Genomic DNA, 14,576 nt, shown 5'->3' on the forward strand with positions numbered 1-14,576 from the left:
ACAGCCAAAATCCGGCCCAAATGTTCGCAGTCCCGCGCCGAGGTCAGCGAGGCGTCGCTTAACGTGCGGGGGTCCGTTCCCCGTCGAGCGGGAGCTGACTGAAATCGACGTTCCGGATGGGAACACGGCGCAGCAGCGAGACGATGGTTCCACCGAGCTCGAAATAGGTGCGCAGGCGCAGTGCGCGGGACGATCCCTTCAGCTCCGCATTCAGGCTCACGGGGACCTGGACGTAGGTGAGGCCGAGCTGGAGCAGCGAGATCAGCGCACAGATCTGATAGCCATAGCCGTCGGCCTTGACCGCGATTTGGCGCAGCCATTTCACGGGGTAGACGATCATGCTGTGGTAGTCGGACAGCCAGAAGCCGAACAGGCAGTTCAGGATGAACCGCAGCGAATGCGACTGGAGGGAGCGGTTGATGGAGCGATCCGACTGGTTGTCACGGTAGGTGATGACGATGTCGGCGGCGCCCGCCGCCTTGAACATCCGGGCGATCCCTTCGTTTTGAAAGGCGTGATCGCCGGGGATGAGCGTGATGGCATCGAACTTCGCGCGCGACAGTGCGAATTCGAAGCCGGCACCGACACCCCGCCGTTCGGCGTTGTGATGCACGATGATGCGCGGCTCGCCGGCCGCGAACCCGTCCATGATTGCGCCGGTGGCGTCGGTGCTGCCGTCGTCGATCAGGAAGATCTCGAAATCATCAAGCAACTCGCGGGCGAGCGGCAGCACGCCGTCGATGGTGTCGGCGATCTTGTCCTGCTCGTTCAGTGCAGGGATGACGATCGTAAGCTTTTTTGCCGCCCTGGAAGGTGTCATCTTATGCCGCCGTTGCCGGCTACCCTTGACTGGTAGAACCCCGGGGCAACTCTAGGTCATCTGAGCCGGGCGAACAATGTGGCTGCCGGACATCGTCCACACAGCCGGACACGAAACCCGGGATCTGTGTGTTTCGCGCAACTAGTCGGAAAAATCGTAGAGACCGGTATCGCCTATGCCGAAGGCGCGACGCAGCCGTCCGATGCGGCCTGCCATGTTCCGGCCCTCCGCGGTCGCCCTGAAGTGCGAATCGACCGGTTCGACCAAGCCGCCATCGACCAAGTTCCCAATTCGTCCCCGGAACAGATCTGGAACCTGCCTTTCAGCGATCTCCAAAACCGGGGCCCTCCGGTCGGGCCGGTCGACGAGGCCGCGCAGGATGTCCAGAGAAACCGATTTATAGACTGCGCCAAAGGCGAAAACGTAAGCTATGACGCAAAATCCGAATATCGACGCCGCGTCCCAATACTGAAATTGCGGGAGGGCTAAAATTCCGAGCATCACGCCGAGACCATGAGCGACGACCGCGGCGATCGCGAGCAGGATCACGGGTCCGAGCGACCATGCGCGAGCGCGGGCCGCGAGCTGCAAGGCAGGCGCCAGCAGGGCGAAGACGACGGCGGCGACGAGTCCGACAGCGAAGGACATTGTGCCGCTCACCCAAGGCCCGTCGACAGACGAACAAGCTTGACGAGATGTGCGACCGCTACCCCCTTGGCCGTCGGGGCCAGTCGGCCGTCTGCCGTCACCACCAGCCCCGAGCTGATCAGGAGTTTCAGGCGGTTGTGCGTGAAGGTGTCGAGATCGCCGCCCTGCATGTAGGCCGCAGCCCATTGGTCCAAGGTGAGGGGACGTCCGGACTTGACCAGTGCCGTGAGCAGCGTCAGCGTAAAACCCCAGGCCAGCAGGCTGAACAGGATGTAGCAGAACATCATTGCCGTCGCCAACAGGAGCAGACCGCCAAGCACGTCGTCGAGGTGGCGTCGACCTGGAAGCGCGATACAGGCGATCGCGAATAGCACGACGACGCTGACGCAGGCCAGCCGGAAGCGGCGGCCTGATCCGCCGGTGGCGGCGATGCGCGCGTAACTCAGCAACAGCAGTGGAAAGACGATGCTGAGACCAATCGCGGCTGCCTGCGCCGGGCCCGGTAGCATGTTCATTGCGTCAATCGCCCCGGACGCCTCTCAGGCCCAGCCAGAGCAAAAGTCTATAGGAGGTCGTATTTTTCCGGTCAAGAGAGCCCAGCGCTCCGCATGCCGCGATGCCTCTCCTCCGTCCGAGAGTCTTGACCCTGATTTCCCTTTGAATGACGGCGGCCATCCGCTCGACAGCGCGAGCAAGGGTGCCGCGGCTAAAGCGCGATCATGCTTTGCCACTAGCCCGTGCGCTTCCAGACCGTCTCTGCAAGTGAGATGTCGGTCACTGAATCCGTGCCGGAGGCCAAGGGTATTCTTCGCTCGACGATATCAGTGACGAAGGCGTCGGCTTGGCGCCGAAATGCCCAGCTCGCTTCTCCCGTCAGCCACGTGCTTTGACCGTCGTGCTCGACAATGACCTCCGCCGCTTGTTCGGCGAAGGGCGGGGGCAATTTCAAGGTCACCGCACCGCGCTCGAAATCGATCGTGAGTCCCTCGCGCCAGGCACCTTCGGACCCGTTCACGAGATCCAGCGTGCAAGCGATGCCGTCGAAGTCGAGGGTCAGGCGCGCGGCTCCGGAGGTCTCGATCGAGCTTTCAGCGAGCGTCGGCGATGGTCCGAGCAGGTAGCGCGCCAGATTGATGATATGGCTGAAGACGTTCAGAAAATTGTCGTAGCCGGGGCGCATCGCGCGCGGCATCCAGTCGGGACCATCCTCCCAGAGTTCGAGCCCGTCCGGTCGTGCTTCGCCGGTCATCACGAAATTATCCTGCGCCCGGCCCGTGTCGCCGCCGAAGCACCAGCCTCGCGCGGCGACGATGCGCCCGAGCGACCGGTCCGCGCGAATACGCGCCAACTCGGCCAGCGCACGTGCCACGCCGGCATCGTGTCGTTTCATATAGCCGATGCTATAGACAAGGTCCTGTCGCCGCGCCGCTTCGGCCAGCGACTCGGCCTGAGCCGTCGTGTAGGCCATCGGTTTTTCCGACAGCACGTGGCGGCCGCTGTTCAACGCGTCCAGGACGATCGGCCCGGTCGCGCGCCGCTTCGTCACGACGACCACGGCGGACACCTCGCTGTCCGCAAGCAGCTCCCGGTGCGTGCCGTAGACCCGCGAGATGCCGAACTTCTGCGCCGCGGCGGCAGCGAGATCCGGCCGGAGATCGGCGATTGCGACGACGCGGCAGGCGGGATTGGCAGCGAAATTGGCGAGGTGGCACATCTGGCCGACCATGCCCGTCCCGATGATGCCAATGCCTGGCTTCACTGGCTACGATCCCTTGGAGCGCTTTCGAATAACGAGGAAATGCGCCGGCTGTCCCCAGGTGTTGATGAACGCTGGATCTGTCTGGGTGAGGGCAGTGATCGCAGATGCATCCCGTCGCCCGATCGCGCCAAAGATGCGATGAAAACTGTCGAGCGTTGCCGTGATGGCTTCGATGTCGGCAACATCGTCGGCGAGAATGTCCGTCGTCCGGATCGTCTCGCGCAGCGAAGCAAGGTTCGCGACCACGCGCGGCAGGCTCGCGCCGAAGGGGTCGTCGATCAGCGCGTCGACGTCGAGAACCAGCGCCTCGATCGACGCCGCGATCGCCTCCACCGTATCCGCCTTGCCGACCAGGTAGAGCTTTCGTCCGCCAAGGAAGCTCAGGCGACTGCGGTCGAGATGGCGCGCCGTGCGCCGCAGCTTCTCGTCGCCGGGCAAGACTTTCTTGTGCCAATAGATGTCCAGGCTGTCGCGATAGGCCGGCCATGCCGAATGGACGTCGAAGCCTTGCTCATGCGCCGCCGTGCAGAGGGCTGCCGCATCGAGAAAATACCGGTACCGGACGAAGGGATTCTCGAGAACGTCCATCAGCCAGGATTCGAAGCTGCGGGTGTGCGGAATGCTGTTCCACTTGGGCTCGAACAGCAGCTTCGCCGTCTCCAGCGCGGGACGGTCTGTCAGATCCTTGCCGGCGGCGTGGATCGCCTTGAGCGCGAGCTCGAAGAAGCCGCCATGGCGCTCGTAATAGGACACGACGGCGTAACCGTCGGGGTTGAGCAGCCGGTGGAAGATGCCAAGCCAATTTTCGGTCGGCTGCACCGTATAGATGAATCCTTCGGCATCGATGATGTCGAACCCGCGATCACTGCGGAATCCCTCGACATCGGCCAGTGCGAGCTCGCGGAGACGTTCGGCCAGGCCAAAATGCGCGAAATAGGCCTGGATCTTCGGGTGTGCATGCCGGTTCGGCTCGGCCAGCGTCATATTTGCGCCCCAGCCAGCAAACACCAGGGCGTTCTCGCCGGAATCAGGACCGAATTCGAGCACCTCGGCATTGCGGAACAGCCGCGGCGGTAGCACCAGCTTGTCCGAGAACAGTTCGCGCCGCTGTCTGGCGTAGGCTTCGAGCTCGGCGGACGACTTGAAATTTCCGAACGTCGGCAGAACGTCCTGACGTTCGTAGTAGTTGAAGAGCTTTTCCTCAGCCATGCCGCGACCTTAGCGCCGCCTCGAGACGATCGAGCTCGCTCCAGATGTCGGAGGGTGCGAAGATCGAAACGATGTGCAGCGGCCGCTTCACGTTCTCGCGCAGCCGGCTACTGACCTTGACTTCGTTCTCCTGGTTCACGGCGAGAAGACAGACGAGCGGATCCGACTTGCCGGCGAGATCCTCCGGCGAGCGGATCGGAATGCCGGTGCCGGGCAGGAACAAGCCCTGGCGCTCTTTCTGGTCGTCGACCGAGAGGTCGACGAGATCGGCCAGCTCGTGGGCATTGGTGAAGGTGCAGGCGCGGCAGCCGGCGCCATAGATGGCGATCTCGGCACCGTTGGCCCGGGCCTTGGCGAGAATCGGACGAAGGCGCGCGCCATATTCCCGTGCGCGCTGACCGAATTTCTCGCCGACGCCGGACGGCGCAGGCGGCGGCGTCACGCGGCCCGCGGCTCGACGGGCTGCGACCGCGAGGCTGCCGCCGCTGAAATTGTACTTCTTCACGGAAACCGCCTCGAAGCCGTGGCGCGCCAGTAGAGCGAGCAGGGTCGGTTCGGTGAAATAGCTGACGTGCTCCTCCCAGAGGACGGAAAGATCGCCTGCCGTCGACCCCGGCGCGAAATCAGGCACGTCGATGAATAGCAGCCCATCGTCGCGCAGCGCGATCTTCACGCAGTCGAAGAAGTTCTCGAAATCGACGATGTGCTCCAGCACCTGACGCGAGACCACGAGATCGAACTTGCCAGCCTGGGCAACGGCGTCGTGACACAGCTCCGGGCTGATCATGTCGGAATAGACCTTGATGCCGCGCTCGCTGGCGATCTTGCCCGACACGGGGTTCGGCTCCACGCCCACCAAGACCTTCGCGCCGCGCTCGCGCAGCTTGTCCATGAACAGGCCATCGTTGCATCCGATCTCGAACACGGACTGGGGCGTCGAGAATTTCGCGATGGTATCGAGTTCGTCGACCTGGTGCGGCTCCGGCTTCCAGCTGCTGAAATTGTAGTTGAACTGTCGATACAGAATGTCGGGATCGATCGGCCTGACGATCTGAGGCAGGCCGCACTCGCCGCACGCCAGCACCTCGAACGGATACCGCTCCTCCTGCTCGTTCCGACTGTGCCGAAGCCGATGTGCAATCGGCATCAGGCCGAGGTCGATCACCGGTCGCAGGTTGGTCGAATGGCAGAGGCGGCAATGATCGGTCACTGATTATTCTCGCATTTGGGCAGGTCTGACGAGGCGACCTTCAATGAAAACCGGCGCGGCCGGCAACGAGCCGGTCCCGGATACATCATATCCGGTTGCGCGGAGCATTCCTCCGGCCGATGCATTCTCGGCCAAAGCAGGTAGCAGCCGTCGATAGGTCTTGCAAGACGTGCCGCCGCCCATCAGTCGGAGGTGGATACGGCCAGCTAAGTGCGCTCTCAACGGCCGCGAGCACGGCCGAGGTCAATGCCGCCGCTCATAGAGTGTCAAATTACCCCTGGTCTCCACGGCCACGAAATCTCGCTTGACCCGTCTCATGACCTCTTGGACATGGTGGTACTCCGGCCTGCGCTCAACCATGCTATCATAAAACAGCCGGTCCGCCGGGTTCATCGAGCGATCCAGGAACCGCGCGTCAAAGGAAACCAAGAACGGCATGAAATAGGCCATTGGCGCCCGGTGGGCCTGCGCCAGATAGGCCCAATCCCTGAGGGCTATCACCAGGACCCTCTCGTCTGGCCTGGTTTTATCCCGGATGAACTTCGCATCAGCCTCGGTGATCAGGTCAAGGTCCTCCTGCCACGTGACTGGTGGATTCGAGACGAACGGCCACCTGAGAAGGCTGGGATAAGTCGCATACGATCTCAGCCCGTAGAGGTGTGGATTATTCTTGTCCTGCACGAACAGCAGCGCAAGAATGGTCGCCGCGGCCGCTATGGCGCCGGCGGCTTTCCGGAACGACGGTTGCCACCCGGCTGAAAACTGACGGATCCACCAGGCCGAGACGATCACCAGCGGCAACGCGTTCTGGTGCCAGACGGCGTCCAGCGTTCGATTGACCCATTTGATCATCAGGGCCATGCCGATCATCGACAGCGTCAGCAGAAGTCCGGTCACGAACCGGTCATGCCAGGAATCGGAGGGCCGTGACAGCCGGATCGCGGCCCAGCCGACGGTGATGCATCCGACGATCTGGAGTGGCAGATTGTAGATGATGCCCCAGCCCAAGTCCCATTTGATGGGCGTGCTTCCCCACCCCGTCCCGTAGAGTACGAGCGGGCGGAAGCATTCGATCAGAAACTCCAGGGAGAAGGCTCTCGAGCCGAACAGCACCAGGCACATCAGGATTGCGGCACCGATCGACGTGACTGCGAACACGAGCGCATTCCGATAGTTCGGAAAGCCTCCGGCGATCGCGGCAACGAAGGTACCCGTCACAAGGAAGAACAGTCCGATCTCGGTCTGCCAGAGCAGCGAGATGGCGCACATGATGGCCGATACGATCAGCCACATGAGGCGCCCGGGAGCGGTGCAATGCAGACTGATCGCGAGTGCAAAGACGATTAAGAGAGGAAATCGCGTCGGGTAGGCAGACGGCGAGTAGAACTGGCCGGTTGTGGAGAAGGCCAGTACCGCGAGAGCGGTGATGATGGCGATCGCGGCAAGTTTCGACCGGATCAAGTAGCTCAGAAGAAAGTAGGCCTGCACGTACGTCGCGAGCGTGATCGCTATGTTCAATCCGACCGCTCGCATCGCCGCCGATTTCCAGCCATCTCCCATGATGAGATGAAAGAACCAGCCGAGCGCGGGGCCATAATGCGAATGGAAGTCCAGTCCCGGAACGAGACCGGGGGCATAGCCATAGAGCGCCGGGCCGATGAAGTAACTTACCTTATGCGCTTCGTCCCTCACGGCCGCCGTTACGGCTTCAAGATCGGAGGGGATCAGCAGCAGGGTAAGGAATACGATCACGAGCAGATCGGCCGCCCCCACGCTGAACGGGGTGTCGGTCGATGGTTTCGCGGGAGGAAAGTAATTGTTGGCGCCTCGATTGAGGCTGACGGTGATGGCTGCGGCCGCCAGCAAGGCGATCGCGATCCCGGTCCTGCCCGCATCGTTGGCGGTGTGGAGTGCGAGGTAGACGAGGCTCGCCGTGATGGCGCTCAGTGTGAGCGAGCCCGATGATCGATGCGTCGCATACAATGCAGCTGCGGCCGCAATCGGCCCGGACAGGAAGAACGAGCCGTAGAACGCCTTCTTGCAGAAGTCGCAATTCCTATCTGCCAAGGCCATATCGAAGCCTTCGACGAAATTCGATTGAAACGACGGAAGGTGACTTTTCAACAGCAGCAGCAGCACGTAGGCGACGGCGCATCCCAGCAGGGCGGCCACGACGGCTCTGGCAGCGATCGAGTATTCCCTTGTGTATTGCACTAGGAGGTCTCGAGGCTTGCTACGATGGAAGTCGGGGAGAAGGCTGCGTCGAACACAGCGGAAAATCTAACTCTCACTGAAATCACGTCCAGTCCCCAATTGCCGCAACTTCCCCTTGCGCCGCGCTTCTACCACCGCAGCGTTCCTTGAACAATCCCGCGAAGCCCGTGGTTGTTTCCGCCATGGCATGTTCGCGTCTGGAATGATGGGCGCTGGAACTCTCCATGGCTGACGGCATGCCTGTTCTTTCGGACCAAAAGTCCGGTACGCGCGTGCCGGCTCAATCATGGTGAAGCGTGGTCTAGCGACCTCCAGAGGCGGCACTTTCACATGCGGGAGCGGGGAGAGCCAGCAACCAGGCCGACGCACGGACGCCGGACCGGTTGCAAGGTGGCCGATACTCGGCTCTCGCCAAAGGCGCGGGCTCTCCGTCCTTCAGTTGCATCAGTTCACCGCGGCCTTCCGTGGCCGAGAGGTTGTTTCCGAGGACCGCTGTCAGCAACGCGACGAAGCCAATGTCGTCGGGCCGCGGAAGTCCCGGTGCGGCGCGATAACGCCAGGTCTCGCGGCGGGGCGGACAAGGAAAGGTCTCGAGATAGGAGACCGGGCAGTTGCCGTTCACGACGAAATGAGGATCGGTGAAATCCCCGCAATAATCAGTATAGACGAACGACCGCTCGCGATTTTCGTCGCGCAAGATCATCTGCGCCACGTTCATATCATTGGCGCCAAGGCATCGTGAGCGGAACGAGAACACGTGCGAATTCTCGACCTGGAGCTTCACCACCTTGGGCTCGGGATCCGCGAGCAAAGCTGCTCGAACTTGCCGCAGCATGTCGCTACTGAATAACCCGTCGTAGAGCAACCATTTGGAATCGTGAGCCAACGAGAATGCGCAGATCGCGATCAAGCCCCCCGCGACCCCAGCGCGTACGCGCAATCCCGGAATTGCCTGTACAACAGTCGCCATCAGGATCAAGACGCCAAACTGCGAGGGAAAGAGCAGCCTCGACTCGCCCCGCGTCACGTCGCCATAAATTCCGGTAAGTGCGTAGGGCAGCGCGCCAATGAGGGCGATCGCGGCTCCCAACATCAGCAGCACAAATGTCGCATTCCTGGTCGAGCGGCTGTTCAGTACCCAGGGGGTCCATAATGCGGTCGAAGAGAACAGAGCACACACGGTGATCGCGGCCAATGTCAGTACCGCGGAAACGGGACGCCCCAGCAGCGCGAACCCGTGAGAGTAGGCGTAGCTCAGGCCGCGCGGGAAAGCCATGAGATGAGCATACAGCGCATTGCCTATGATCGTGAAATCGTTCGCGAAACTATATTGTCCGGCGTAGTGACCGCTCTTCCCCAGAATTGTCAGTCGCAGAACGATCATGGCTGCAACAGCCAGCCAGAACGGCACAAGACGCGTGAGCTTCTGCCTCCAATGTTCGGAGCTAGACCACGCAAGCACGACGCGGAGCGGTTCGAGAGCGATCAGAGTCTCGAGCGACAACGAGAAAAGCAGACTAAATGGCGCGGCCCATCGAAGCGCGCGGACCTTCGAATAGGACAGCTCATAAGACAGCAGATAGAAGAGCAGGAAGAAATCATAGACCGCATTTTGAGTCAGGCGAATTGCATAGAACGGGCTGAGCAAGAACAGGGCGGTAACAAGTGCCGCGATCATTCTTGTTAGAGCTGACCGCGATAGGACGGAATAGAGCAATACGCCGTTCACAAGGTGGCAAGCGAGTCCAGCGAAGCGTGCGGCGACGTCGGGAGTATCGTTCAGGAGCCAGACGAACAGCGTCATGGGAATCGCGAAGCCGGCGTGTGCCGACTCCCACAGCACGCGGGCGACGCCGGCTGAGCCTTCGGTCCAATAGATGTAATAGACGGTCCAGTCGTCGCCGAAGACCTCACGCGCGAGCAGCGCTGGCGCGCTTGCAATGGCAGCAAGAGCGAGGCCCGCGTAGACAAATCCGATGCCCGGTCGCCGTCGGAGAGCCGCGGCTTCTGTCGCCGTCATGCAGAATTTATCGGAATTGGCAGACTCGTCCATCGTCCCCAGGCCTTGTCTCAGCCGCCTCGATGTTCTGCAGCGAGCGCACTGATCTTTGTAACGTAGTCCTGGACCGCGGCAGCGTCGCTGCCATCGGGCGCCCAGTCGGGAAATGCGGTGCGGGACGGATCGAACGGGCCGGCGGTGGTTTCGTGAAACACCAGCCACTCCGAGGTGATCAGGATCGAATGGAAGACCTTCTCGGGCATCCGGTAATAGCAGAGGGCGCCTTGGCCGTAGGGTGCCATCTCGAGCACGTCGCGAATTCGGCCGTCGTCCTCGAAGATCACGACCTGCGCAGTACCCTCGATCAGGTGAAACGATTCAGGTTTGCCAAAGTGCTTGTGGGGCCGCACATAGGCCTCGCGATGATGCACAATCAGCATCTCGTGCAGGCCAGAGGAGGGATCGGGATGCGTGCACAGCCGACTGCGCAGACGTGGGTTGCCGGCGGCGATACGCTTCAGCTCCGCGATCGTGGCGTCGTCCGCCGTGACGATGGCGTCGTCCGAATAGAACACCTCCGCATTTTGCGCGCGCAACGAGGTCGGCCGGCGCTGGCCTACTTCATTCGAAGAAAATGAACCCATGGTCGCCCCGGTATCCGCATCTGTCGTAGATCCAGGCCCATGTTTCCGGACCGTGGAAGCTCAGGCAGGTGAGCTGCCAGTAAAGCAGATTGGCCTTCTCGCGCTCGTTGCGGAAGGACTCGACCATCAGATATTTCGAGGCGCCGCGTCCGACGCGCTCGATCTCGGGCACGGCGCGGAACACGTCCTCGAGCGGAAGATTGTGCAGCACGCCGAGCGACACCACGAGATCGAAGCTGTGATCGGGATAGGGGAGCTCGACGGCGCTGCCGACAGTCAACAGCGGCCGCACCTCTTCCTTGGCATTGGCGATGCCGTAGTCGGAGATGTCAATGCCGGCTATTCTGAGGTCGGGGACGAGCTGGGTGAACTCGTAGAGCAGGTAGCCCTTGCCGCAGCCGACGTCGAGAACGCTCATGCCGGGCTTGATGCCGTAGCGATCGATGAGGGTCTGGGCCAGCGGCCGCCACCGACCGTCATAGCGATAGCCGCCATAGCCGTAGCGCCGGTCGCCATCCCAGTAGTCGCGTCCCCATTGCCGCGCGACGGTGGCGGATTCCGCCTTGTCATGCTCGACCACGCGCTGGACGTAGTTCCGCCTTGTCGATGCGTGCATCGGCTGGAGCAGGTTGATCGCGGTCATGGGGGCCAACCGATCCGCGGCATCGTCAAAGGATCGTCGCGAACTTATTGACGAGCAGAATGTCCTCGACGGCCTGGATGTCTTTCTGCGACGAGAGCGTGATCTCCTCGACTGCTGCGTGGAGGTCGCAGCCCTCGCGCAGCACGCGGTCATAGATCTGCCGCCGCCGTGCCTCGTCGGGCGGCAGCATGAAAATGCTGTAGAGAATCAGACCACGCAGCCGCGGCAGCTCGTCCAGGATGTCCTCGAGCACCATGTAGCTGCCGGGCATGGTGTGCTCGGCGGCGCTCAACAGATAGTGCAGGTTCTTGCGCCGCGCATAGTCGCGGATCACGATGTTCTGGACGTGCTGCGGGGTGCGGCTGCCGTTCAGCGGCCTGGCGCCGATATAGCCGCGATGGCCGGTTCTCTCAGCCATGGAAGCCTCCCGGCAGCTTGTACTGCATGCCGACCCGCGTCGCCGGCCGCAGCAGAATCGGCTCGAAGAACTCGCCGAAGCGCTTGTCCGCGTAGGGCGACATGATGCTCTTGAAGCGGCAGTTCATGCTCCAGCGAGTTCCGGCTTCCTCGTTGACGCGATTGCCGTGCATCAGGGTCTGGTTGAACAGCATCACGTGACCGTAGGGGATCTCGATGAAGGTCGCGTGCGGCTTGATGGTCTTGTACAGCTCTTCGGCGCTGCGTAAGGCCGCCATGCGGTCCTGCATCTCACCGTTGAGGGACGGCGGCAGCAGATACATCGATTTGGTGCGGCGGACATCGACCAGCGGCACCCACACCACGACTTCGAACGGCGAGTCGCCCGACCATACGTCGGAGTGAGTTGCGAGCAGCGACGAGCTGTCTCCGGGGAGCTGGATGCTGAGATTGACGCGGCGCTGCATGCAGAGTTCGTTGCCGACGATGGTCTCGATCGTCGAGCGCGCCAGGCGGAAATAGGTCGGGCGGAACCAGGGCTCGGCGTTGAGGCCGTTGAAGACGTGCAGCCGCAGGCCGTTGAGATCATCCACGGTCACCCGCGTGTGGATCGTGTCCAGCATCGCGTAGGGATCGTTGCTGTGCGGCAGCTTCAGATAGTCCGCCGCGAGCTCGGCGGCACGACGCTGGATCCGGTCGAGCCCGGTCCGATCGTCGGCCGGGGTAGTGACGAAGCCATCGTCGATGAAGCGCTGCGCCAGCGCCTGCTCGTCAGCGTGCAGGAAGTCCGTGTCCGTCATGCAAAATACTCCCGGGCGGTCGCGCAAATATAGCTGATGTCGGCGACCGACAGGAACTGGTTGATGGGAAGCGTGAGGATCTGGTCCGCCTGCCGTTCCGTCACCGGGAACGCCCCGCGGCCATGACCCAGATGCGCCGCTGCCGGCTGCAGGTGGATCGGGACCGGATAGTGGATCGCGGTCTCGATGCCCTTGTCGGCAAGATACTTCTGAAAATCGTTGCGACGGTCGGTCTGCACGACGAAGGTGTGGAAGGTGTTGAACTCGACGTTGCGGCAGGGCGGAATGAACAGGGGCAGGCCGGCGAGCTCGGCGCGATATTGGGCGGCGTTGCGCCGCCGGCGTTCGATCACCGAAGGCAGGTGGCGCAGCCGAATGCGCAGCACCTCGGCCTGAAGCGTGTCGAGCCGGGACACGATCCCCCATTCCTGGACGTCGCTGCGGTTGATGAGGCCGTGATTGCGCAGCCGGCGGACTCGCGCGGCGAGATCGGCGTCGGCGGTGACGAGGAAACCGGCATCGCCCGCGGCGTTGAGATTCTTCAAGGGGTGGGCGGAGAAGCAGCCGAACGTGCCGATGGTGCCACTCATCCGGCCGTCATAGGTCGAGCCGATCGCCTGGGCGCTGTCCTCGATCACGGCGAGCGCGTGCTTGTTCGCGATCGCCATCAGCGGGGTCATGTCGGCCATGCGCCCGGTCAGATGCACCGGCATGATTGCCTTGGTGCGCGAAGTGACGGCAGCCTCGACCGCGGCAGGATCGATGTTCTGGTCCGGCAGCACGTCCGCAAACACCGGCGCGGCGCCGACCGCGATGATCGCGGCGGTCGATGCCACGAACGAATTCGGCGGGGTGATGACCTCGTCGCCGGGGCCGATGTTGAGCGCCCGCATGGCGAGGATCAGCGCGTCGGTGCCGGAATTCAGCGTCACGACATGCGGCGAGCCTAGATAGGCGGACAATTCCTCCTCGAGCTTTGCAACCGCAGCCCCGCCGATGAAATCGCCGCGCTGGAACACGCCCTCCACCGCCTGCATGATCTCGCCGCGCTCTTCCTCGAATTGCGCGGGAAGATTGACGTAACCGATGCGCCGGCGGGCGGTGTCAGCGTCCATGGCAGAACTTCCGGACGGTCTCGATGACGCGGTCCTGCTGGGCGCGCGTCAGATGCTGGTCCACCGGGAAGCTGATGACTTCCTTCGCGTGGCGGTCGGTGACCGGGAAGGTGCCGGGCGCGTAGCCGAGATGCTTGAGGCCTTCTTGCTGATACAGCGGGATCGGATAGTGGATCTTGGCCTCGATGCCGTTGTCCAGGCAGTATTTGTAGAGCTCGTCGCGTCGTTCGGCGAACACCATGTAGAGATGGTAGACGTGCTTCACGTTGGGCCGGCGCGGCGGGATGCGAAGGCCGGGCAGGCCGGCAAGCCCCGCATCGTAATAGGCCGCATTTTCGATTCTGCGGCGCGTGATTTCGCTGGTCTGACCGATCAGCCAGTTGCCGACCACGGCCTGTAGGGAATCGAGCCGCGAGTTGCAGCCGAGGATCGAGATCTCGTCGCGGTTCTTCATGCCGTGGTTGCGGATCAGCCGGAGCTTCTCGTTCATGCCGTCGTCATTGGTGACGACGATGCCGGCATCGCCCCAGACGTTGAGGTTCTTGAGCGGATGCAGGGAGAAGCCGGCGGCGATGCCGTGGGTGCCGGAGCGCTTTCCCGCGAACTCCGACAGGATGCCCTGGCAGGCATCCTCGACCACGGGGATGTTGTGGCGCTGGGCGATCGCCATCAGCTTGCCCATGTCGGTGACCTCGCCGGTCAGCTGGACCGGCATGATCGCCTTGGTTTTCTTGGTGATCGCGGCTTCGACGTAGTCGACGTTCATGCAGAAGGAATCGTCGCAATCGACCAGCACGGGCGTCGCGCCGGTCTCCGCGATCGCGCCGACCGTGGCGATGAACGTGTTGGCCGCGGTGATGACCTCGTCGCCATGGCCGATGCCGAGTGCCTTGAGCGGCAGCTTGAGCGCGTCGGTGCCCGATCCAACGCCGATGGCGTGACGCACGCCGATCAGCTCGGCAAAGCGCTTCTCGAATTCGGCGACGGGCTTGCCAAGGGTGAAGTCGCCGGTCGCCACCAGCCGGCCGATCTCGGCCAGGATCGGAGCGGGGTCGGCGAATTGCTCGAGTAGATATGAATATCGAACGTCGTACATGT

The 14,576-nt window shown here is 62.5% G+C and carries 14 protein-coding genes; all 14 read right to left on the minus strand.

Translation table 11 applies throughout. The annotated features are described in order from the left end of the window. Nucleotides 1-58 precede the first annotated feature (58 nt). On the minus strand, nt 59-820 hold the full coding sequence (locus EHH60_RS00865; protein ID WP_124157649.1) for a glycosyltransferase family 2 protein: 762 nt from the start codon (nt 818-820) through the stop codon (nt 59-61). A gap of 141 nt (nt 821-961) precedes the next feature. Continuing rightward, nucleotides 962-1,468, minus strand: a complete 507-nt coding sequence (locus EHH60_RS00870) for a hypothetical protein (protein ID WP_124157650.1) — start codon at nt 1,466-1,468, stop codon at nt 962-964. Nucleotides 1,469-1,476: 8 nt separating this feature from the next. Further along, nucleotides 1,477-1,983, minus strand: a complete 507-nt coding sequence (locus tag EHH60_RS00875; RefSeq protein ID WP_124157651.1) for a hypothetical protein — start codon at nt 1,981-1,983, stop codon at nt 1,477-1,479. A gap of 215 nt (nt 1,984-2,198) precedes the next feature. Next, a complete protein-coding gene (locus EHH60_RS00880) occupies nt 2,199-3,227 on the minus strand; it encodes a Gfo/Idh/MocA family oxidoreductase (RefSeq protein ID WP_124157652.1) in 1,029 nt (342 codons plus the stop codon). A gap of 3 nt (nt 3,228-3,230) precedes the next feature. Next, nucleotides 3,231-4,436, minus strand: coding sequence for a class I SAM-dependent methyltransferase (locus EHH60_RS00885; protein ID WP_124157653.1), 1,206 nt, complete (start codon nt 4,434-4,436; stop codon nt 3,231-3,233). Next, a complete protein-coding gene (locus EHH60_RS00890) occupies nt 4,429-5,646 on the minus strand; it encodes a class I SAM-dependent methyltransferase (RefSeq protein ID WP_124157654.1) in 1,218 nt (405 codons plus the stop codon). Before EHH60_RS00890 ends, EHH60_RS00885 begins: the two co-directional genes overlap by 8 nt. Before the next feature lie 243 nt (nt 5,647-5,889). Continuing rightward, entirely contained in the window at nt 5,890-7,818 is a 1,929-nt protein-coding gene (locus EHH60_RS00895; RefSeq protein WP_124157655.1) for a hypothetical protein, read from the minus strand. Between the two features lie 343 nt (nt 7,819-8,161). Then, entirely contained in the window at nt 8,162-9,913 is a 1,752-nt protein-coding gene (locus EHH60_RS00900) for a hypothetical protein (protein ID WP_124157656.1), read from the minus strand. 17 nt (nt 9,914-9,930) lie between these two features. Beyond that, on the minus strand, nt 9,931-10,503 hold the full coding sequence (locus tag EHH60_RS00905) for a WbuC family cupin fold metalloprotein (RefSeq protein WP_124157657.1): 573 nt from the start codon (nt 10,501-10,503) through the stop codon (nt 9,931-9,933). Next, the gene (locus EHH60_RS00910) at nt 10,481-11,146 is read right to left on the minus strand and encodes a class I SAM-dependent methyltransferase (RefSeq protein WP_124157658.1); all 666 of its coding nucleotides are present in this window, start codon (nt 11,144-11,146) and stop codon (nt 10,481-10,483) included. The genes EHH60_RS00905 and EHH60_RS00910 overlap by 23 nt, the downstream gene beginning before the upstream one ends. Before the next feature lie 25 nt (nt 11,147-11,171). Further along, nucleotides 11,172-11,564: an LIC12192 family sporadic carbohydrate cluster protein gene (locus EHH60_RS00915; RefSeq protein ID WP_124157659.1), complete on the minus strand. Its 393-nt coding sequence runs from the start codon at nt 11,562-11,564 to the stop codon at nt 11,172-11,174. Then, nucleotides 11,557-12,363: a sporadic carbohydrate cluster 2OG-Fe(II) oxygenase gene (locus tag EHH60_RS00920; protein WP_124157660.1), complete on the minus strand. Its 807-nt coding sequence runs from the start codon at nt 12,361-12,363 to the stop codon at nt 11,557-11,559. Before EHH60_RS00920 ends, EHH60_RS00915 begins: the two co-directional genes overlap by 8 nt. Continuing rightward, a complete protein-coding gene (locus EHH60_RS00925; RefSeq protein WP_124157661.1) occupies nt 12,360-13,478 on the minus strand; it encodes a DegT/DnrJ/EryC1/StrS family aminotransferase in 1,119 nt (372 codons plus the stop codon). Before EHH60_RS00925 ends, EHH60_RS00920 begins: the two co-directional genes overlap by 4 nt. Continuing rightward, on the minus strand, nt 13,468-14,574 hold the full coding sequence (locus EHH60_RS00930) for a DegT/DnrJ/EryC1/StrS family aminotransferase (RefSeq protein ID WP_124157662.1): 1,107 nt from the start codon (nt 14,572-14,574) through the stop codon (nt 13,468-13,470). The genes EHH60_RS00925 and EHH60_RS00930 overlap by 11 nt, the downstream gene beginning before the upstream one ends. Nucleotides 14,575-14,576: the final 2 nt, after the last annotated feature.

Origin of the sequence: Bradyrhizobium sp. RP6 (assembly GCF_003837805.1) — a bacterium.
Lineage (GTDB): Bacteria > Pseudomonadota > Alphaproteobacteria > Rhizobiales > Xanthobacteraceae > Bradyrhizobium.